The organism is Alkaliflexus imshenetskii DSM 15055 (assembly GCF_000517065.1).
Lineage (GTDB): Bacteria > Bacteroidota > Bacteroidia > Bacteroidales > Marinilabiliaceae > Alkaliflexus > Alkaliflexus imshenetskii.
Window position 1 is genome coordinate 3324016 of record NZ_KI912105.1, and the last position, 22619, is coordinate 3346634.

Genomic DNA, 22619 nt, shown 5'->3' on the forward strand with positions numbered 1-22619 from the left:
TTATTTCTGCTGCCATCAATCTGGTTTCTGGCAGGCTGTTTGCTGCAAGTGCCGGGTAAACCGAATTTTAACTCTAAAAGTACGTTGTTATGTTTGCAAAAAGTATATTGGTTGCGCTGATTGTGATTTTGGCCGGATGTTCTTCCGGACGAACAGTTAATACCGGAAGTGTGGCGCCTGTTGGGTCAAAAATCCCCACTGAACATGGGGTATGGTACTATCTGCCCGAAACGGTGGTGCGTGTTGAGATAATCGCTGAAAAGAGAGTGGAGAAAGCAGGTCCCTTTTTCCGTTTTGCCCAGCGTTTCTTAAATATCACCGATGTGATTACCGAGAACAAGGAGGGCTGGCAAATCGTTGGTGCACATGTGACTACAGTTGGGCAGCCTGATAAAAGCCGAATGTATCGTATCTCTACCACAGGAACGCCTTCCCTGGCGGCCGTAAGTTTAAATGCTCAAGGTGTTTTGCAGGGTGTGAATTTGGATTATGTCACCAAAGAGTTGTCACATGCAGATAAACCAAAGTCGGTTATAACTTTAAGCGATGTGAATTTTAACGATGCTCCGCTTACCGAAGAGCAGCTCATCAAGAGCAGCACTACAGCCATGGCCGAAGAGGTAGCCAAAGAGATTTATCGTTTACGCGAAATGCGTGCCAATATTCTGAAAGGTGACGTGGATCTATTGCCGCCTGATAAGGGTTCCTATGAATTGGTGCTTGAGGAGATTGCACGTCAGGAATCGGCCTATCTGGCTCTTTTTAAGGGCAAGGTGGAAACTCAGCAGGTGTCAGCTTTCTATGATTTTGTGCCCGATGCGGTGAATCCTTTAAATACTGTGCTTTTGAGGTTCTCGAATCAAAACGGTTTTTTGGATAAGATGGATGTGAGCGGAACACCTGTCTATATTGAGGTGGAAGTGGATGAAAAACAGATGCGCGATTTTGTGGCTGCCGAAAATGGCAAATCTACAAATACCCGTGGTTTGGTTTATCGCACACCGGTTCCTGCTGAAGTGCGTGTCATCGATCGCACACTCCTTCTGGTGTCAGAGCATGTTCTGCTGGGACAGTTTGGACAGACTTTAAGACTACCGGCCGATTTACTCGATAACCAGGGGGTTAAGGTTGAACTTGACCACGCCACAGGTGCTTTAAAAAGAATCTCTTTTAAATGATACACATAGATATGGAGAATACAATTGCCAATTTGGAGCCGAAATTGCTCTGGAAGCATTTTAATGCGTTAACTGCCATTCCGCGACCTTCAAAAAAGGAGCGTGCAGCAGTGACATACGTGCAGGATTTTGGTCACAAACTTGGACTCGAAGTGGTTACCGATGGTGTTGGTAACGTCGTAATCCGTAAGCCTGCCGCTCCAGGGCATGAATCTCGTCCGGGGGTGATACTTCAGGCGCACCTGGATATGGTTCCTCAGAAAAATAGCGGTAAAGTACATGATTTTGAAAAGGATCCAATTGAGACCTTTATCGAAGATGGTTGGGTAAAGGCAAAAGGTACCACTCTTGGAGCCGATAATGGCATTGGTGTGGCAGCAATATTGGCTGTTTTGGAGTCTGATAACCTGATGCACGGCCCAATAGAAGGGTTATTTACTGTAGATGAGGAGACAGGAATGACTGGTGCAAACAACCTTCAACCTGGTGTTTTGAGAGGGGATATTTTGATAAATCTCGACTCAGAAGATGAGGGCGAGCTTTACGTGGGCTGCGCAGGTGGAACCAATGCCAATGTGGTATTTTCGTTTCATGAAAACCCTGTCCCAAAAGGCCACAAAGGGTTTAAACTTGCACTTGTAGGATTAAAAGGGGGGCACTCCGGAATGGATATCAATATGGGGCGGGGAAATGCTAATAAATTGCTCTTCCGGTTCATCAAATATGCGGTAGCAAATCTGGGGGCACGCCTCTCATCGGTTGATGGGGGCAGTTTACGCAACGCCATCCCGCGCGAAGCATTTGCCGTGGTCACAATTCCTGCTGATCAGACACAAAACTTTATGGATGCTGTTGAGGATTTTCTGGATATCTATCGAAGTGAATTTGGCAATGTGGAGCCAGATTTAAATCTAACAGCCGATGAGACAACGATTCCTTCATTGGTGATGGAAGAGGTGGTGCAGGACGATTTGATCAACGCCATCCAGGCTTGTCCCAACGGTGTTATACGCATGAGCACCGAAATGGAGGGTCTCGTGGAAACCTCTCTCAACCTGGCCATCGTTAAAACCGACAACCGCGAAGTTAAAGTAATGGCTCTTTTACGCAGCTCCGTTGATTCAGCAAAGGATGATCTGGAATCTTCGCTTGAGAGTCTTTTCGGACTTGCGGGTGCGGAAGTTTGGTTCGACGGTCACTACCCCGGATGGAAACCAAATTTGGAGAGTAGCATACTCCAAACCATGCAGAAAGTTTATCGTGAAAAGTGGAATCGGACGCCCGAAATAAAAGCCATACATGCTGGATTGGAATGTGGTATTCTGGGTAATGTCTATCCCAATTGGGATATGATTTCGTGTGGTCCTACCATTCGTTATCCACATTCACCCGACGAAAAAGTGAATATTGATAGCGTTGGCTTATTCTGGCAGTTCCTAACTGCCACCCTTAGTGAAGTGTAATAATTTGGTTTATAGCGATATAATATGAAGCATACTTTGCGTGATTCCGCAGCTGTTCGCTGGCTTGTGTTGGTATTAGTCAGCAGTTTAATGTTTTCTACCTATTGGTTTTACGATTTTTTTGGAGGGCTTAAAGGGCTCATGAACAGTGAGCTGGGTATTTCCAGCGAAGAGTTTGGTCGCATCATTGCTTCCACAACTTTTGCCAACGTGTTTGGCATGATTATTTTAGGAGGCATCATTCTCGATAAATGGGGAATACGCATTTCAGGACTCGTCTTCGGTGGTCTGGCATTTGCCGGGGCATCCTTATCAGCTTTGGCCGTAATGGGTGTATTGGGCGATGATAAATCAACCATGCTTGTTTGGTCTATGACTGGCAGAGTGCTGTTTGGCATTGGCATGGAGGTGGTTTGCGTAATTGTAACCCGTGCCGTTGTGAAGTGGTTCATGGGGTATGAACTTGCCCTGGCAATGGCTGTAAACATTGGTTTTGGACGTTTGGGCACGGCTCTCGGCATCTCAATCTCACCCGATATCGCCGCCGGCTCTGTGGCGCCTGCGGTGAGCTTTGCTGCAATTCTGATTGGAATATCAATTCTCTTTTTTATCATCTATCTCTTTTTTGACATTCGTCTGGATAGGCAAAGAGCTGGTGCATCGCCCGAAACTGAAAGCATTGCAGCTGAAGAGGAGTTTCATCTTTCCGATTTCTTGAAACTCGTTACCGACCGTTCCTTTATTTTTATCACTTTGTTGTGTGTGGCGTTTTATTCTGCCGTTTTTCCGCTGTTACAATATACACCGGATTTGCTGGTGAATAAGTTTGGCTTTTCTTATGAACTGGCAGCAGGCGGGGAGTTTGCGCTTATGGGCAGTGTTACAATGGGCACCGTTTTTATTTATGTGATGCTATTTTTATTCGGACTTGGCTTCTCAATGGTTCCACCATCATTCAAGAGAGTGTGGAGTCGCATGCTCAGCTTTGCGCTGATACTGCTTGTGTTTGGGTTTTTTATCTATTCGCTGAAGGATGTGTTTCAGGTATGGTTCAGGAATGGCCCAAAAACGGCTTCACTCATTCCCATGGGCACCATTTTATTTACGCCTGTTTTTGGAAGCCTTGTAGATAAACGTGGAAAGTCAGCTTCGCTCATGATCTTGGGATCGTTACTGCTTATCTTTGCCAATCTCTCGTTGTCTGTGTTCAATAATGTTTGGCTGGGTTACATGGGATTGTTTAGTCTGGGTATTGCTTTTTCGCTGGTTCCGGCTGCCATGTGGCCTGCCGTGGCACGTATTGTGGCCGAAAGCAGGCTTGGAACAGCCTATGCTACCATGTTTACAGTTCAGAACTGGGGTCTTTTCACCTTTTTCTGGGGTATCGGGGCATTGCTCGATTATGTGAATAAAGACAACCTTGTGGAGATTAATGCCGGAAATATGAGTTACGATTATACCATACCTGTATTGATGTTGGTCTTGATAGGTATAGTATCAATTTTTCTGGCATATCAACTTAAGATCGCCGACAAACGACAGGGTTATGGTTTGGAGAATCCACATCAAAAGCCTGCGTAAAAGATATTCTAGTTTGATCAGGCCACGATTTATTACCTGTTTTAATTTATAAAGCATGGAATAGACGCAAAAAGACTTTTAGATTTTAGACCGATAGAGTAGTTGAGGAAGATGATTAGAGTGACCTTATTTTCTGTTCAATCATATCTGTCAGTCTAAATATCTAATCCCGCATTGTGGGACTTCGCTTTGCTCTGCATCAAATAGTCTAATAATCTTCATAGCAGATTAGTGTGATTTTAAACAGTTACTTCGTAATTATTTTATAAAAGGGTTCTCATGCAGCAATCCTGGCGGCACATCCGGGTTATAATGAAATACATTTGGCACAGTTCTCCCGGATGGACTGTGCTGAATGCTTTTTTGGTACTTATACGCGGGGTTTTGCCGCTTCTGTTGCTTTTCCTTGTGAAGCTACTGGTTGATGAGATTCAGGCTATTTCATTGTTGCCTTTAGAGGAGCGCTCATTCGACCGGCTTTTCTGGGTTTTGATGGCTGCAGGAGTCATATTCCTGATCAATGCGGTTTCTGCTTCGCTGGGTACATTGGTGCGCGAGAAACAATCTTATGTAATCTCCGACTTTTTCGATAACCTGATACACAACAAAACTTCAAGGGTGGAGTATGGTTATTTTGAACATCCGCATTATCAGAATGTGTTTTATCGGGCGTTAAACGAGGCTTCATTCCGGCCATCACGTATCTTTTATGGTGTGTTGGGCGTTATTCAGAATTTTATCACCCTAATGGTAATGGCAGGAGTGCTGTTAATGGTGCATTGGTCGGTGTCGGTTATATTACTCGTAATTACACTGCCGGTGGCGTTTATCCGCTTGCGTTATGCGCGTAAGCTTTTTCAGTTTAAGCGCGACAATACCATGCTTGAACGTAAGGTGAGTTATTACAACCGATTGCTCACTGCGCCTGATTTTGCCAAGGAACTGCGCGTGTTCGATTTGAGTGAGCTGTTTCGTGCCCGCTTTACCGATTTAAAGAGAGTTTGGCGCAAGGCTCAATATGGCATGCTCGCTCGTAAAACCCGCCTCGAAGCATTGGTGCAGTTGTCGGCCTCAGTGGCTTTTATTGTTGTTTATGCGCTGATTGCCTGGAGAGCCTTTGCAGGAGAGATATCAATAGGTGCTGTGGTGCTCTATTTTTTGGCCTTGCAGCGTGGTTATTCCTATTTGCAGGAATTTCTGGGAAGAGTGGCTGGCCTATATGAAGATTCATTGTTTCTCGATAATTTGTTCGATTTCTTAAACCTTAAGGAATCACAAGAGATACCAATTACCAATACGCAGGGCGGAACCTTTCCAAAGCCTATGAAACAAGGAATCTCTTTCCAGGGATTGGGTTTTCACTATCCATCCAATCCCAGATGGGTGTTACGCGGTGTGAGTTTTGATGTGAAAGCAGGTGAAACAGTGGCGCTGGTGGGAGTTAACGGTGCCGGAAAGTCAACCCTCGTGAAGTTGCTTTGTGGGCTGTATCAGCCCGTGGAGGGGACTATTTCCATCGATGGCGTTTCGTTGGGGCATATTGCTGCTCGCGAAAGAATCTCCAATATCAGTGTGGTTTTTCAGGATTTTATACTCTACAATGTTACAGCTCGTGAAAACATCTGGTTTGGCGATGTGCGCAGCTCTGACGATGGTTCGATGATTCGCATGGCGGCAGAGAAAGCGGGAATAGATGGCGTAATAAGCAGTTTCGATAAGGGTTACGATACAACCATTGGTACATTGTTTGAGGGAAGCGAACAGATGAGTCCGGGACAATGGCAGCGATTGGCATTGGCTCGCTCATTTTTTAACGATGCTCAGATTATTGTGCTGGATGAGCCAACAAGTTCTCTTGATGCTTTTTCAGAAGCACAGCTGCTCAAATACATAAAGTCTGTTACCGAAGGTCGAACCTCCATCATAATCAGCCACCGGCTATCAACCATCAAGATGGCTGATAGAATTGTTGTGCTGGATGGCATGCATGTTGCAGAAACGGGCTCTTTTGATGAGCTTATGTTGAACAGCCAAGGTAAGCTCCACCAAATGGTACAATCGCTTTCGGATGTCTACTTTTGAAAATTGAGATGCGTGTCGGTATTTTATCTATTCTCCAAAGGTATATTGGATGCCGCTGAAAATGCCAAAAGAGTATGGTCTGAAGCGCCCCGGATAGTTTTCGTTAATGTCGCTCAGGAAATAATTTACACGCGGTTCCAATCTTAACGAAAATGAGCCATAAAGTGGTAAACTGAATGCTACACCTGCGTGCGAACTCCAACTCATGGATGAAATTCCGGCTGTTTCGCCAATATTTTGTCTGTTACTGTTTTCAATCACATAGGCATTGTTGCCAATGAGCCAGTTGGTACTAACTCCCGCAGCCAATGAAAGTTTCATATCACGGTTTATCAGATAATATCTGAGTGTAACTGGCACTTCTATGTAATCAATCATCTGCTCTATTTGTCCGCTGGTCTGTTGATTGTCAGTTCTGAAATCTACAAGCATCGTTCCGGGACTGGCACCAAAATAGGCATTGTCGCTTTCCGAACGGGTGGGAGGTTGATGTTGTTTTATCTCACCCATGGTATTATTTAATGACAGGCTCTTGATAGATAAGTTTGCGTATGACGCTTGATCGCTGTTAAGGGCATACACCCGTTCACTGCGCACCGGCGTATGAACATCCTGTCCCAAACGGGCAAATCGTAAACCAGACTCTACCGACCAGTTTTTACGCATTTCAACATTCACATGCAATCCACCACCGGCAGCCATCATCGCCCGCTCATCAAAACTACCGTTGCTGGCGGTAGCCATTACACTATTCTGCGGTCCCGATGTGTGTCTGAAACTATAGGTTGGCGACAACGTGCCACCTACCTGAACCTTAAGAGGAGCTCTGTTACCAGATTCGGCAGGCATACTTTGATTCACATTGAACCGGTCTTTCCACGTATCAATGTTGCTGTGGGCAATCAATTTGCGCACTTCGGTTTTTGGTGTGGCGAAGAACTTCTGCTCCGGTCTGTGCTTCAACAATGGTATGTTTTCCTGAACAGGACGTGGGTTTTGTTTGTCGGCTGTTTCCATGTCATTTATACCCGCAACGGCCATTGCAGTATACATTACATCGGCTGTGTTCTCATTGTAAATGGATTCGTTTGAAACAGATTTCTCTTGTAGCTCTGTTGCAGGCGTGGATTTGTGTTGAAGAGATGAATCTGCGTCTTTTTCGGTTGAATAGGATGAGGTTGAATCCACCAGGGTATGGGATGTGGAAGTTTCATTCATAAAATAGTGCCCGCCAACAATTACCAGAGCTGCAACAACTGCTGCTGAAGCAATTTGCCAGAATAGCAGAAACTTTTTTTGCTTCTGTGCTACATTGAGTGATGTTTCCAGTTGCTCCCATACATGTGCAGGGGGTGTTGCTTCCAGGTTTTCACTATGGCTTTTATATAATGACTCTATCTCGCTGATTTTTACCATAGCTGAGTGATTTTATCCTTTTTTTCTTTGCCTAGTCTTTTTTTTAGCCATTGCCGGGCTCTCGACAGGTTCGATTTACTGGTACCCACTGATATGCCCAGTTGTCTGGCTATCTCTTCGTGCGAAAAATCTTCCAACACATAAAGGTTCAAAACGATGCGATACTTTTCCGGTAACTCTTCAATTAGTTGGAGAACTTCGTTGATATCGGTATGCTCATGCAAATCATTCTCTTCGTTCTCCTCATCGGCCAAATCAGCCGGAATACGCGTTTCATCGGTGGTTGGCATTCGGCTGTTCTTTCTGAATGCTTCCAATATGGTGTTCACCATAATGCGTCTCATCCACGCTTCAAGTGGCCCCTGCTGTTTGAACTGGTCTATTTTAGCGAAAATTTTCATAAAACCTTCGTGCAGGTAATCTTCAGCCTCCATTCTGTTTTTGCTGTAGCGCAGGCACACAGCAAACAATTTGGGGGAGAAACGTTCGTACAACTCTTTTTGAGCCGAACGATCGCCTTTACGACATAATTCTATGATTTTATCAGTATCAAACACAGGTAATTCCGGATGTTAGGTTGAAATCGGATATGTCAGTTTTGATTCACTGTTAACAAAAAACATACCTGATTTTTGATTTCGCCCGGGCAGTTCAATAAAATATGTAAAACAGCCGGAACTAACTTGTACATCGTTTCACTAATAGATGACAAGATTTCAGAATGGTTGCGTGAAAATAACGAAAAAGGTAGTTTTTTATCCACTCGTGATGCGTTCCTGGCGGGTAACGTTGTAAACTCCTTTAATTTTAGAAATGTTGAAGATGAGGTTGTTTAAGTCTTCGGTGTTGTGAATGTAGAGGTAGATGATGCCTTCAAAAATTCCATCATGGCTGTCGAAATGGATGGAACGCATGTTCACATTCTGGTCATCGGAGATAACCTTGGTAATTTTGCTGACGATACCAATCTGGTCGATTCCTGAGAGGTTGATAACAGCCAGAAACGATAGTATTTTGTGTGATTCCCAACTTGCGGATACTATTCTGTTGCCATGACTCGACATCAGCCGGATGGCCATGGGGCACTTTCGGCTGTGAAGTATCAGTTTACCGCCATCTTCAATGTATCCTACCACATCATCGCCGGGAATAGGGTTACAGCATGGTGCTATAAGGTATTGCTCCTCATCCATCTCATCCGAAACCACCATTTGGGTGAGTTTTGATGTGCCTTCACCTTTTTTGCCAGTATTGTTTTTTTGTGCGTCTTTATTTCCGAACGACAGTCGCCAGTAACGTACCCATTTGTTGGATGTTTTGTCACTCAGAATTTTCTGCAGGTTGTCCAATCGGATGACACTCTTGCCAATCTTAAAGTATAACTCCTCTTTGTTGGGCAGGTTGTAGAAGTTTTGAAGCTTCTTCAGAATTTTTGCATTGATGGTGAGCTTTTTCTGGTTGAGCGACTCCTGCAACATCTTTTCACCCCTGTGAACAATTATCTTGCGCTCTTTTTTAAAGGCTTCTTTAATACGTGTTTTTGCCTTTGCTGTAGTTACATAATTCAGCCATTCGTATTTGGGTGCCTGCTTTTCGGAGGTGAGGATTTCGACCTGGTCGCCACTCTTGAGTTCATGACTCAAAGGCACTAGTTTATAGTTCACCTTGGCTCCAATGCATTTGTAGCCGATGTTTGTGTGAATCTCAAATGCCAAATCAAGTGTGGTGGCACCTTTGGGTAGTATTTTAACATCACCCTTGGGTGTGAAAATCATCATTTCAGCGCTGAAGAGATTCAGCTTGAAATCATCGAGAAACTCCAGTGAGTCGGAATCGGGATTTTCCAAAACTTCACGGATGCGTTTCAGCCAGTTGTCAAGTTCCGACTCTTTGTCCTGATTACCTTTGTATTTCCAATGGGCAGCAAATCCTCGTTCGGCGATTTCGTCCATCCTTTCGGAACGGATTTGTATCTCAACCCATTTGCCATCCGGCCCCATAAAGGTGGCATGTAATGCCTCGTAACCATTGGCTTTGGGCACACTGACCCAATCGCGCAAACGGTCTGGTTTGGGTTTGTATATGTCGGTAATGACCGAATAGATGCTCCAGCATTGTGTTTTTTCGGGAATTACCATCTTTGGCTTAAACACGATGCGAAGAGCCAACAAGTCATAAATCTCATCGAACGGAATCTGTTTCTTCTGCATCTTGTTCCAGATGGAGAACACAGATTTTGGACGCCCTTTTATATCAAATTCATAACCTTCGTTCTTTAGTCTGTCAATAATAGGCAGCGCAAAACGGGTTAACAAATGGTCGTTACGTATCTGATACTCCTTTAGTTTGTCAGATATATCCTTATAGATGGTAGGATGCTCATATTTCAGACTGAGGTCTTCCAGTTCCGATTTCATGGAGTAAAGCCCCAGGCGGTGTGCCAATGGCGCGTAAATAAACAGCGTTTCCCCTGCTATTTTGAGTTTTTTATGCTCGGGCATGCTGTCGAGGGTGCGCATGTTATGGAGTCGGTCAGCCAGTTTAATCAGGATGACGCGCACATCCTCCACCATGGTGAGTAGTAGCTTTCGAAAATTCTCTGCCTGCCTCGACTGTGTTTGGTCAAAGGCACCTTCCAGTTTAGTGAGACCATCAACTATGGCAGCAATTTTCTCTCCAAAAATGGTCTGTATGTCATCAACGGTGTAGTCTGTGTCCTCCACCACATCGTGTAGAATTGCAGCGCAGATGCCTGTGGCGCCCAATCCTATCTCTTCGGCTACAATGCGGGCAACGGCAAGAGGGTGCAATATGTATAATTCACCCGATTTGCGCCGAACACCTTTGTGGGCATCCATCGCAATTTCGTAAGCCTTCATCACAAGCCGGTAATCATCCGGCGACTGGCATCTTGGGCAAATTCGGATGATTTCGTCCAACTGATGTCTGGCTTCTTGCTCTTCCTGCAATATCACGGAGTCTGTTGACATGTTTTAATTAATGCATCAAAGCACTAAATTAGTTTATTGTTTTGATTACTCAAAAGGTGTCTTACTTTATTTACCAGCCACTACCACGTAAAAGTCGTCTGGCTGCAGGTATTTGGCCGCGAGCTCCATAATTCGGGCAGGCGTAATGGTGCGTATTTCATCAACCATTTTGCTATAGAAACCAAAGTCGAGGTTGAATTCTTGCAGCGTACGGTAGATGTCGGAGGTTGAAAATGGCCCATCGAAATTGCGCAGTAACTCGCCAAGCATGTAGTTGCGCACTACCTCCAGCTCATCATCAGGCACCGGTTCATTGGCAAGGCGCAGCATTTCATCAAAAATGGCACCTACAGCTGCGGGGCGCATCTCGCCCATTACTTCGGATGCGATGTACCACATGCCACAGTTTTTGTATGACATGATGTTGGAGCCAATGCCGTAGGTGAGTCCCTTCTCTTCACGAACCGATGTCATTAGTCGAGAGCCAAAATAGCCACCAAGAATGGTGTTAACCACCTGGAGGGGGATGAAATCCGCGTGGTGGTTGTTGAATATCGGCCTTCCGATGCGAATAGCGGATTGAACTGCACCCTCTTTCTCTACCAGTTGAAATTTTTCAACTGATGGAGCGATGTCGTCCACTCCATTACCGTTATAGGGGCCCTTAGGCCAGTCGTTCATCCCAAAATGCCTGGTAAGAAGATCAACGATGTTTTCACCGGGTTGACCGGCTACTACGATTTTGCATCCGTGAGGGGTAAAAGCATCGCGGTGAAAACTCACCACATCCTCACGTGTGATGGCGTCAAAATGGCTTAAACTTAATTGTCGGCCATAAGGATGGTCGGCACCAAAAATGGATTCGCTGAATCGGCGTGCGGCAATGGTTTTTACTTTCTCCGACTCAAGGATGTATTCTTGTCTTCTTTTGTTGATGTATATCTCGAGTTCGCGCTGTTCAAATGATGCATTTCGTATCACATCCTCAACCAACGGGAATAGCTCTGGCAACTCTTTGGTTAGGCAAACAAGCGAAACTACCGAGTTGTGGAAGTAGGTTTGGGTGGAAAGGTAGGCTCCATAAAAGTCCAGTGTTTCAGATATTTGTGCCGAACTGCGGGAGGTTGTTCCTTCAATCATCAGATTACCAACCGTTGACGAGAGCAATGGTCTTCCGGCCTGAATTGCTCCGGCAGGGAACACCCAGTCTATTTTGGTTACATCCTGACTTCCGGCCTGTATGAGTGTCACCTCTATGCCATTGGGCAGAGTGGTTTCCAATACAGGGAGAAAGTCTATTTCACCGATGGGTTCAGATGCCGGCCCATTTAGTCTGTCAGGTATATTTGTCATCATTCAGAATTATCGTGTAATGTTTTTGAGCATTTTGGAGGTGTTTAATCCTCAGTGGAAAAGTTTCCGTTGACGCCGTTGGCATTTTTGTCTCTCCTGAGATAATGCAGGGTTGAGCTGTTCTCTTTTCGAAAAGCCCGGGCTGCCGCATCTCTGATGTCGTTGCGTGTAACAGCTCTGTAATGCTCTATCTCTCTGTTTATTTCCGATGCATCTCCCATCATTTCGTAATGGGCCATGTTCATGGCTTTGTTGAGGAAGCTTATCTCTGAAAACACCAGATTCGACTCTATTTTGTTTTTCACCTTAAGTAGTTCCTGTTCGGGAACCAGGTTGGTGGCTGCTTTTGACAGTTCGTGCCATATTGCTTCTTCTGCATGCTGTATGGATATATTGGGCATTATGCGTCCGGTCACGGTAAAAACACCAGGATCCATATCGCCGGAAATGTATGCGTTTACATCGGAAAAGAACTGTTTTTCCTTCAGCAGACTTTGCACAAACCTTGATGATTGGCCATTTGAAAGTATGTCGGATAGAAGGTCGTTTACATAGAAATCGGCATCCATTCTGCCGCCGATATGAAAATTGATGTGAATCATATCAGCAGGCACATCCCGTTCTACTACGAGCAAACGCGCCTCATTTTGAGGGGTTTCTTGTGGGATGTTTCTTTGTGGAACAGCTCTTCGGGGTATGTCGCCAAACCATTTTTGAGCCAAAGCAAACACTTTGTCGGGATGAACGTTGCCAGCAACTGCCAGCACTGCATTGTTTGGCGCGTAGTGCTTGAAAAAGAAGTTGCGTACATCGTCCAATGTTGCATTCTCTATATGGGAAATATCCTTGCCTATGGTTGGCCACATGTAAGGGTGGGTCTTATAGGCGAGGGGTCTGGTGAGCAATGACATATCGCCGTAAGGCTGGTTCAGGTAGCGCTGTTTGAACTCTTCAATTACCACTTTACGCTGTACCTCCAGATTTTTTTCAGTAAAATTCAGTTCCAGCATGCGATCCGATTCCAGCCAGAATGCTGTTTCAATGTTGTTGGCCGGAAGGGTAACATAGTAGTTGGTGTAGTCGTTGCTGGTCCATGCATTGTTTTCGCCGCCTACCATCTGCAAAGGTTCATCATAGGATGGTACGTTGCGACTGCCGCCAAACATCAGATGTTCAAACAGGTGGGCAAATCCTGTTTTGCCGGGATCTTCATCACGGGCACCTACATCGTAAAGGACGTTTACTGCCGCAAGTGGCGTTGTGTTGTCCGGATGTACCACCACCCTCAGCCCATTGGCCAGTGTATGTTTATATATTTCTATCATGTTCTGTTTTTATATTTGGCCTGGTTCGGGTTTGATATATCAAAAATGCGATGAGTGAAACTGATTGTTTTTTTGATGCCAGCAATGACTCAGATTGTCAGCAAATGAAAACAGATACATTCACCATGTAAGGCGGCATCTTTACCTGGTTTTTAGTTGGCAAAGATGTTGTTAATAAAGGCGAATAATGCTGAGATGGCTCTGCAAACAGATGATAATTAATTCTGTACCTAGTCCTAAAAGCTTATTCGTTGCAAGTTTCACCAATAGGGTGTGTAAAGGTGATTGGCAGCTATAACTTTCCAAGATTGCTCAATGCTCCATTGTAGCTGTTGATGAGGTCGTCAAATATTTGAGCAACCGGTTTAATCTCGTTGATCATGGCAGCAACCTGACCAATTTCCAGTTCACCTTCGTCAATGTCACCTTCGAAAATCCCTTTCTTAGCTCGTCCACGGCCTAATAGTTCACGAAGCTCTTCCGGTGAAGCGCCACGTTCTTCTGCCTCTTTTACCTGTTCAAAAAAGTGATTGCGCAACAAACGCACGGGGGTTGTTTTTTTCATCGACAAAAGCGTATCGCCTTCGTGAGAGCGAATGGCATGGAGTTTAAATGCTTGGTGAGCCGATGACTCCTCAGACAGGGCAAAGAGAGAGCCAATTTGCACACCATCGGCACCGAGCGCCATTGCAGCCAGCATCTGCTCACCCGAGCCAATGCCCCCGGCTGCCATAATTGGCAGTGAAGTTGCTTTTCTGATGATGGGAATAAGCGCCATTGTAGTGGTTTCCTCTCTTCCATTGTGACCACCGGCTTCAAAGCCTTCAGCCACAATGGCATCTACGCCAGCATCTTCGCATTTTTTGGCAAATTTGCTGTTGGCCACCACGTGCACCACTGTGATGCCATGCTGTTTTAAGTGAGCTGTCCATTTGGCAGGACTTCCGGCGGAGGTGAATACAATTTTTACACCCTCCTCAACTATTATCTGCATCAACTCCTCGATGGAAGGGTATAACAATGGCACATTTACCCCCCATGGTTTATCAGTAGCAGTTTTCATTTTTTGTATGTGTTCACGCAAAACTTCGGGATACATGCTCCCCGCACCCAATAAGCCCAATCCTCCTTGGTTGCTCACCGCCGAAGCCAGTCTCCAGCCACTGCACCAAACCATTCCTCCCTGAATAACCGGATATTTGATGTTGAACAGTTTTGTAATTCTATTATTTGATAAGGACATCTTTTTTTATTTAGAACTACAAAGATAGGTTTAATTAGGTTAGCAACAATGGTGTGCCACTATCCAAGGCAATTGTATGCAACTGTTGCTCTAAAACATGAAATTAACCATAAAAGTTTGGTTGCCGGATCACAAAATACAGGCCATGACCTTTTCCCGGATATTAATCTCCTTTGAAGATTTTTAGATATCAGATATTTAGACTGATAGATAAGATAAAAGAGATAATAAGATAAATCTAATCATCTTTCTCAGCTACTCTATCTGTCTAAAAACTAACACTCTTTTGCGTCTATATCATCTATTATTACTTAAATCTCTGTTGAAATGCTTGAATTGCCTCAGATCAAATTTAACGAGTCGTTAAAACTCAAGAATAACACCCACCGATGGTAAAAAGGTTCCGGTAGTTGTTCTCAACTCTTTTAAAACGTAGCGTTCAGGGTTTGTTCCCTGAAGCAAAGGCTGCTCATTTTCGTCGAGTACCTGTACCAATCGGGGTGCATTTTTGTTTTGAAAGGCGTAGACGTTTTGGATGTCCATATAGAATCCCAGTGAGAATCGGTTGAAATAGTAACTTTTATCGACCCGCAGGTCCAGTTGATGAAACGGATTGAGGCGCTCACCGTTGAAACGTGAGAAATCCTGGTATTCGCGACCGCGCAAATCCCATGCTGCTACAAGCTCAGACTGGTCTCTATCGAATGGTGTGTATGGAAGCGCACCGATGTAACGCCATTTAAGTCCGGCATCCCAGTTGCGTTTGAATGATTTGTTTACTGTAAGCGTGAGCAAATGGCCGCTATCCCATGATGATGGCAACCTCTTGCCGGTAAGGTCGGTGAATTCGCTTGTGACCCATGTATAGGCCAGAATATAGCTTAACCCCTTGGATGATCGCTGCTGAATCAGAAATTCGGCACCGTAGCTTTGACCTTCACCTACCGAAAGCACCTCTTCGTCGCCAAGCACTCCAAAATCAGCTCCTTTGCTGGCAAGCGAAATGCCATCGGTTACCGATACCGGATAGTTGGCATATCGTTTATTAAATCCTTCAATGGTTACACGTGTGTTGTTGTTTGCGCGCCATTCAAACCCACCAATGAAATGGTCGGCACGTATGTATTTTAGTTTGTTGTTGCGGTTCACTAATTCGCCATCATTGTTGCGATAACCAAAGGTGGTATATGCTGGCAACTGAAAATAGCGGCCGGTAGAAGCATTTAAATAGACTCTTGGTGCGATGCGTAACGAGGCAGAAACCCGCGGACTAAGTTGATCCAATGGATTATTCATGGATGAGCCATAATTGTTGGCATCAATCCGAACACCGCCTGACAGTGACAGCATTCCATCCATGATGGAGCGCGAAACCGATCCATACATTCCCCACTTGAATAGTCCAAGTCCCGAATCATAAGATAAAAGTGTAGGACTTCCATCGCGAAAGACATTGGAAACGGTCTCGTTGTAATATTCGGCATATTCAAGGTTTGCACCTGTACTTAATGTCCATTCTCCCGGATTGGCAAAATACTCGAGTCGTAGCTTGTTGTCTATCTCGTCTGATTTATAATCGTTAATAAGGTTGTTTGGTGAGCTTTTGTCATTGTCTTTGTATTTGTAGATGGTGTTGTACAGATGGCTTCGGCTTAGCGACAGCTGATAGTAGCTGCTGCTCAAAAAGTGCTTGTAAGATGCTCCTACCGTATAGTTCCATTGTTCATTCACCGGCAGATAACTTAAAATATAGCGGTTTTCTTCAGATGGTTTTGGTGATGGGTTTAGTTTAAACTGGTCTATGGCACCTACACCAAGAATGGTGAGTTCGTTGCGACGGTCGAAACGTGTTTTGGTCACAAACTGAAAGTCGTTGAATGTGGGTAAAAACGGGAGTCCTATTTGGTCGAACAGAAATTTGAGGTACGATCGTCTTACAGAGAATAGTCCTGCAGTACGTTCCGTTATGGGTGTGTTTACCGATAACGACACTTCAGAAGCACCAAGTGTTCCTTTAAAGCTGGCTTTTTCGGGGTTGGCATCAATCTGTCTGAATTCAAATACCGAACTTAGTGCGTTACCTCTCGAAGCAGGAAAGGCTCCGGAGTAAAAATCTACTTCGCGGATAAAATCCACATTGAGGATGCTGACCGGGCCACCTGAAGCGCCCTGTGTGGAGAAGTGGTTTAACACTGGAATTTCAATGCCATCCAGAAAAAAGCGGTTCTCTGAAGGGCCACCGCCACGTACAATCAAATCGTTGCGAAACGAGGCCGTTGTACCCACACCCGGAAAACTCTGTAGCACTTTACCAAAATCGCGCCCTGTACCCGCACTCTTTTCAATAATTTCTATGCCGATGCGTTGCAGCGAAACGGGGCTCTCAATACGGCGCGCAAAGGGGTCGGCAACAACACGTATTTCTTCGAGGGAGGTGCTGGTGGGTTTTAAAGCCAGTTCCACATAGTTGCGTCGAATGGATAATATTTGAATCTCTTCCGATACAAGCGGTTCATAACCCAATGAAGAGACTTGCAAACGAACAAAACCAGGTTCAAGTCCTTCAAACGAGAATCTACCCTGATCGTCACTCGATGTACCTTGATTGGTGTTAAAAATGACTATATTGGTAAATGGTAAAAGCTCGTTGGTATATGCATCTTTTACAATGCCCGAAAGTGTAGCGTTTTGCGAATGCACATCCAAATTAAAAGTGAGTATGCATGCAATTATTAAAACGTATATTATCCTCATATTAGTGTTTTGTTTAATTATTTGGCATGTGTCTTAAACAGTCAGAGTGTCGATTTGTTTCAAAAAGTTGACACAAAGAAGTGACTTTATTTGGCACACAACTTGCAATATGCGTATTAGCCCTGCTCCAAAGATATGAATCAAAAAGCGATTTAAATGAGATATTCAATTCATTCTCGTGGCAGGTTACTGCTATCTGCATCCCGATTTTTAGCTTTTATGCGGTGCAACAATCCCCATTTAATTAATGGCTGTTCAATCTATTGGATATTTCTTCTACTTCCATTTCTGGGTTTGACAGCTTGTGTCTCAGGACCTGTTAAAGAGTCTGACTCTCAGCAGCAAAATGCTTTGGATTTAAAACGCTATGAGCTCTCCCTTATCGATCAGTATGTGGGAAAACGGCCATCTGCTGTTGGCCTGTGGACGTTACCTGAGGTGGAACATCATATGACCACCCTAATGGGTGATGAAAAGTACATGGAGTTACTTTTTCTTATGCAGGAGGCCACCCCATTAAAAAAAGAGCGGGTTGTTTATTCCATTGGTGTGTTGCCCGATGATGCCATTCAGGCTTTGGGCATTGTGATGTTCGATTTGGCCAACAACCGAGTATATGCTGAATTAATATATCCAACAGTTCGTGAGGTGTTTACTTCAGGTGATTTTACCTATTTGCCATCTGAGGTATTGTCGCGCCGAGCTGCTTTTGGTGTTGAACATCCTGAGCTGGTGTCACGTGAATATCCAAGAGCCTTTTCAGGTGTGATTGCTTGTGCCGACTGCGATGGAATCAGTTTCAGGATTCATCTGGACCCTATTGCCGGACGGTTTCTGATGTATAAAGGCATAATTAACGGGCATGGAGAGGTTATTCGCAAATTCTCGGGCAAATACACTGCCACCATCGTATCACAAAAACAGGAGGAAATACTTGAAATGATTCCCGACCAGCAAAATCTTGAACCTCACAGGTTTCGGGTTGTGAATAACGCATCGTTGGTTTTGCTAAATCCTGCACAGCCTAATTAATCCCCATGTCTCACAGTAAACTCAAAAACTCTTTTGAAACAACCTTTTACGGTTCAATCAAAAGAGTTCTTTTGTGGGTGAGAAGGATTTTTATTCCAGAAAACCTTCGTCTCTTATTAGCATGAGAATGGCAGAATGTGGCACAATGACATATTTTTCGCCATTAAACTCTATTTCAAGAGCACTTCCCTGAAGATATACCGCCACATCGCCTTCAACCGGCTGAAGCGGCACATATTTTACTTCATCGTTTTTTGATTTCCAAGGCTCATCGGCTTCTGCAATGGCCGGAATTGGATAGCCGGGACCAACTTTTACCACATAGCCGGCCAGTGCCTTCTCTTTTTCCTGGATGTTTGGTGGCAGATACAAACCCGATTTGGTTTGCTTTTGTGGCGATTTGGGTTTAATAAGTACCCTGTCGCCCACCATGATAAAACGGCTTAAATCTTTCTCTTCAATACCGAGTGACATGCTTTTTCTTGCAAAGATAAATAATTTTACTGCATCAAAACGGATGGCACCTGATTAACCCAGTTGACATATTTCAAATCCTGACAAAATATTAATCCCTGTTTTTATTAGGATGTATTTTGTAACTGGTAAAATTTAATTTCTAAAACAGGATATGGATGTTAAGACTTTTAGATTTTAGATAGATAGAGTAGTTGTGAAAGATGATTAGATTTATCTTATCTCTCAGTCTAAATATCTATTATCTAAAAATCTTCAAAGGAGATTAATATAAATTTAAACAGTCTCTGAATGTAAACTGCTTTTTTGCAAGGGAATTAATCATTTCCGACAACTTAATTTTTACCAGCTTCGGAGATTTAAACAGCCAATGATTTATTTAGGGTTTCTATTTTTTTGATAAAAATCATAATATGCCCTAAATTCGCATTCCCAAAATATTTAAAATGATTCTCACAGAGTTAGCGTCTAAGTGGTTTAGCCGGTTCATTGTATGGAGAGTACGAAACATCTCCCACCGCAACTTTTTAATAATACTGGCTATGGTTGTTGGAATATTCAGCGGACTGGCGGCTGTTATTCTCAAGAATGCCATTCACTTTCTTCACGACTTTCTTACAGAGGGCTTTGATTTAACCGATTGGAACTACTTGTACCTGTTGTATCCCATGATTGGTATTTTCATCACCTTCCTGTTTGTAAGATATGTGGTGAAAGATGACATCAGCCACGGTGTTACGAAAATTCTCTATGCCATATCCAAAAAGGATAGTAATCTTAAATCGCACAACTCGTTCACATCGGTTATTGCCAGTACTTTCACCATCGGTTTTGGTGGGTCGGTAGGGGCAGAGGCGCCGATTGTTCTCACAGGGGCTTCCATTGGATCATCGCTGGGGCGGTTGTTTCACATGAACTACAAAACCATTACCTTACTTATCGGATGCGGCGCAGCGGGTGCCATTGCCGGTATTTTTAAGGCGCCCATGGCAGGTTTGATGTTTACTGTTGAAGTGCTGATGATCGATCTGACCGTTGTCTCCATTGTTCCCCTTTTACTTGCCGCCGTTTGTGCAGCATCTGTTGCCTATTTTTTTCTGGGTGAGGGAGCTGAATTTACCTTCATGCTCGAAGCGCCATTCGATTTGGATAACCTGCCATTTTATGTGATTCTTGGTATTGTGGGCGGACTGGTTTCGTTGCACATGACATGGTCCACACTCTATCTGGAGCGGCGGATGGGCAAGATTCAAAATCCCTATGTAAAGTGGTTGTTTGGTGGTTTGGTACTCAGTATTTTGATTTTTATCTTCCCACCCCTATATGGTGAAGGCTACGATACCATTACGGCCATGTTGTCAGGCAACTCCGACGCCATTGTGGCCAACAGTATTTTCTATTCGTTTAGGCACAACAATGTGGCCATACTTGTGTTTTTGATACTGATTCTGGCCTTCAAGGTGGTTGCTTCTACTTTTACAAATGCCAGCGGTGGCGTTGGAGGAATTTTTGCACCAACGCTTTTTCTTGGTGGGGTAACAGGCTATTTTCTGGCACTTCTGCTCAATAGCTTCGGAGCCAATCTTCCGGTATCACATTTTACGCTGGTTGGAATGGCGGCTTTAATGTCGGGTGTGATGCATGCCCCGCTTACGGCCATCTTCCTTATTGCTGAAATTACCAATGGATATGCGCTTTTTATTCCGTTGATTACTGTGTCGGCAATCTCATTTTTAACCAATAAATACTTTGAACCCCATACCATTTACACGCGCAGGTTGGCGCGCAGAGGGGAGCTGATAACTCATCAAAAAGATAAGGCCGTTTTAACACTGATGCGCTTAAACAAAGTGCTCGAGACTGATTTCCTCACAGTGCATGAGGAGCAGACTCTTGGCGAATTGGTTAAGATTATTGCCAAAGCCAAACGCAACCTTTTCCCGGTGTTGAATGAAGAGCGTAAACTTCTCGGAATTGTTATCCTTGACGATATCAGAGAAATAATGTTTAACAGTGAGCTTTATGCCACCACAAAGGTGAAACATCTAATGACTGTTCCTCCCGCATTTATTCAAACGGGCGATAACATGGATGAGGTGATGAAAAAGTTCGAAGATACCGGAGCCTGGAATTTGCCCGTGGTTGAGGATGGAAAGTATGTAGGGTTCGTATCAAAATCCAAAATATTCTCGGTTTACAGACGCGTTCTTATCCACTTTACCGAAGATTAGTAGCAGCTTCATGTTTTTATGGATGTAAAACTGTGAATCTTTAATATATTACGATAATTTTGTAGCAAAATATAACGAACGGCATATTTAACAATATAGGTAATGAAGAGAGACGAGAAAATTTTTGATCTGATTCAAAAAGAGCACCACCGCCAAATGGATGGCGTGGAACTTATTGCATCCGAAAACTTTGTCAGCCCTCAGGTTATGGAGGCGATGGGTTCGGTTATGACCAACAAATACGCTGAAGGACTACCCGGCGCCCGTTATTATGGCGGCTGCCAGATAGTTGATCAGAGTGAAGGACTGGCCATTGAGCGTCTTAAGGAACTTTTTAATGCTGAATGGGCAAACGTTCAGCCTCACTCCGGTGCACAGGCTAACATGGCTGTGTTGATGACCGTACTTGAGCCGGGTGACAAATTCCTTGGCCTTGATTTGGCGCATGGCGGACACCTTTCGCATGGCTCTCCGGTAAACAGCTCCGGTTTGTGGTACCAACCCTTAGCCTATGGTGTTAAAGAAGATACCGGTTTGGTGGACTACGACATGATGGAAGCCATGGCGCTGGAGCATAAGCCAAAATTAATTATTGGTGGCGCATCTGCTTATTCGCGTGATTGGGATTATGCCCGTATGCGTGCCATTGCCGATAAAATTGGTGCCATCCTGATGATTGACATGGCTCACCCTGCCGGACTTATTGCTGCCGGATTGCTCAACAATCCTGTTAAATATGCCCATGTGGTAACATCTACTACCCACAAAACACTTCGTGGCCCCAGAGGTGGTATCATAATTATTGGTGAAGATTTTGACAATCCTTTTGGTAAGACAACGAAAAAAGGTGAAATCCGTAAAATGTCATCACTGCTCGATTCTGCTGTTTTCCCGGGTATTCAGGGCGGACCACTTGAGCACGTTATTGCCGCTAAGGCTGTCTCTTTCTTTGAGGCTTTGCAGCCTGAATATAAAGAGTATCAGACACAAGTGAAGAAGAATGCTGCCGAAATGGCTCGTCTCCTCATCGAAAAAGGATATAAGATCATTTCCGGCGGAACCGACAACCACAGTATGCTGGTTGACCTTCGTACCAAATTCCCCGAGTTAACAGGTAAAAAAGCCGAAAATACGCTGGTTTTGGCCGATATCACCATCAATAAAAACATGGTGCCTTTTGATGATCGCTCGCCATTCCAGACTTCGGGCATCCGTTTGGGAACTGCTGCTTTAACCACCCGTGGACTCAAAGAGCAGCATATTGCTCCCATTGTAGGGTTCATCGATGAGGTGTTGTCGAATGCTGATGACGAGAAAACCATTGCAAGTGTTCGCAACCGTGTGAATGAGATGATGCAAGCATTCCCGCTTTTCGCATATTGATTTTTGCCACTGGCATACACATAGAAAGAGGCTGCGTTGATACACGACAGCCTCTTTTTTTATGTTTTCTGATTGCTTAATTTTGCAATGCTTTTCACCACTTAACTATTTTTT

General features: G+C 44.3%; 15 protein-coding genes. 7 read left to right on the forward strand and 8 right to left on the reverse strand.

The features are described from left to right. Nucleotides 1–89: 89 nt before the first annotated feature. The 4 genes from ALKIM_RS0113985 (at nucleotide 90) to ALKIM_RS0114000 (ending at nucleotide 6304) form a co-directional block, all read left to right on the forward strand. Nucleotides 90–1178, forward strand: coding sequence for a DUF4831 family protein (locus ALKIM_RS0113985; protein ID WP_026475185.1), 1089 nt, complete (start codon nucleotides 90–92; stop codon nucleotides 1176–1178). 11 nt (nucleotides 1179–1189) lie between these two features. Further along, nucleotides 1190–2641, forward strand: coding sequence for an aminoacyl-histidine dipeptidase (locus ALKIM_RS0113990; protein WP_026475186.1), 1452 nt, complete (start codon nucleotides 1190–1192; stop codon nucleotides 2639–2641). 24 nt (nucleotides 2642–2665) lie between these two features. Next, nucleotides 2666–4222 (forward strand): MFS transporter, encoded by a 1557-nt coding sequence (locus tag ALKIM_RS0113995; protein WP_026475187.1) that lies wholly within the window; start codon nucleotides 2666–2668, stop codon nucleotides 4220–4222. Nucleotides 4223–4534: 312 nt separating this feature from the next. Next, entirely contained in the window at nucleotides 4535–6304 is a 1770-nt protein-coding gene (locus tag ALKIM_RS0114000) for an ABC transporter ATP-binding protein (protein WP_044118328.1), read from the forward strand. A gap of 27 nt (nucleotides 6305–6331) precedes the next feature. On the opposite strand, the gene ALKIM_RS19400 is transcribed toward ALKIM_RS0114000, so the two are convergent. The 7 genes from ALKIM_RS19400 to ALKIM_RS0114035 all read right to left on the reverse strand — a co-directional run bounded on the left by ALKIM_RS19400 (nucleotide 6332) and on the right by ALKIM_RS0114035 (nucleotide 17385). Then, on the reverse strand, nucleotides 6332–7720 hold the full coding sequence (locus tag ALKIM_RS19400; RefSeq protein ID WP_052345575.1) for an outer membrane beta-barrel protein: 1389 nt from the start codon (nucleotides 7718–7720) through the stop codon (nucleotides 6332–6334). After that, the gene (locus ALKIM_RS0114010) at nucleotides 7714–8277 is read right to left on the reverse strand and encodes an RNA polymerase sigma factor (RefSeq protein ID WP_026475189.1); all 564 of its coding nucleotides are present in this window, start codon (nucleotides 8275–8277) and stop codon (nucleotides 7714–7716) included. Before ALKIM_RS0114010 ends, ALKIM_RS19400 begins: the two co-directional genes overlap by 7 nt. Nucleotides 8278–8475: 198 nt before the next feature. Beyond that, the gene (locus ALKIM_RS0114015; RefSeq protein WP_044117973.1) at nucleotides 8476–10710 is read right to left on the reverse strand and encodes a RelA/SpoT family protein; all 2235 of its coding nucleotides are present in this window, start codon (nucleotides 10708–10710) and stop codon (nucleotides 8476–8478) included. A 66-nt stretch (nucleotides 10711–10776) separates the two neighbouring features. Continuing rightward, the gene (locus tag ALKIM_RS0114020; RefSeq protein WP_026475191.1) at nucleotides 10777–12066 is read right to left on the reverse strand and encodes a M16 family metallopeptidase; all 1290 of its coding nucleotides are present in this window, start codon (nucleotides 12064–12066) and stop codon (nucleotides 10777–10779) included. Between the two features lie 41 nt (nucleotides 12067–12107). Continuing rightward, entirely contained in the window at nucleotides 12108–13388 is a 1281-nt protein-coding gene (locus tag ALKIM_RS18670) for a M16 family metallopeptidase (protein WP_044117974.1), read from the reverse strand. A 292-nt stretch (nucleotides 13389–13680) separates the two neighbouring features. Continuing rightward, complete coding sequence (locus ALKIM_RS0114030; protein WP_026475192.1) at nucleotides 13681–14631, reverse strand: NAD(P)H-dependent flavin oxidoreductase; 951 nt, start codon at nucleotides 14629–14631, stop codon at nucleotides 13681–13683. Nucleotides 14632–14994: 363 nt separating this feature from the next. Further along, nucleotides 14995–17385 (reverse strand): TonB-dependent receptor, encoded by a 2391-nt coding sequence (locus tag ALKIM_RS0114035; RefSeq protein WP_026475193.1) that lies wholly within the window; start codon nucleotides 17383–17385, stop codon nucleotides 14995–14997. 156 nt (nucleotides 17386–17541) lie between these two features. On the opposite strand from ALKIM_RS0114035, the gene ALKIM_RS0114040 reads away from it, so the two are divergent. Further along, entirely contained in the window at nucleotides 17542–18417 is an 876-nt protein-coding gene (locus ALKIM_RS0114040) for a copper resistance protein NlpE N-terminal domain-containing protein (protein ID WP_084555895.1), read from the forward strand. Nucleotides 18418–18507: 90 nt separating this feature from the next. Here ALKIM_RS0114040 and ALKIM_RS0114045 read toward each other — a convergent pair whose 3' ends face one another. Beyond that, nucleotides 18508–18891, reverse strand: a complete 384-nt coding sequence (locus ALKIM_RS0114045; RefSeq protein WP_026475195.1) for a co-chaperone GroES — start codon at nucleotides 18889–18891, stop codon at nucleotides 18508–18510. A 446-nt stretch (nucleotides 18892–19337) separates the two neighbouring features. Between ALKIM_RS0114045 and ALKIM_RS0114050 the strand changes: the two genes are divergently transcribed. Both ALKIM_RS0114050 and glyA read left to right on the forward strand, forming a co-directional pair. After that, on the forward strand, nucleotides 19338–21122 hold the full coding sequence (locus ALKIM_RS0114050; RefSeq protein WP_044117975.1) for a chloride channel protein: 1785 nt from the start codon (nucleotides 19338–19340) through the stop codon (nucleotides 21120–21122). 102 nt (nucleotides 21123–21224) lie between these two features. Further along, nucleotides 21225–22505, forward strand: coding sequence for a serine hydroxymethyltransferase (gene glyA, locus ALKIM_RS0114055; protein WP_026475197.1), 1281 nt, complete (start codon nucleotides 21225–21227; stop codon nucleotides 22503–22505). The last annotated feature ends 114 nt before the right edge of the window (nucleotides 22506–22619 follow it).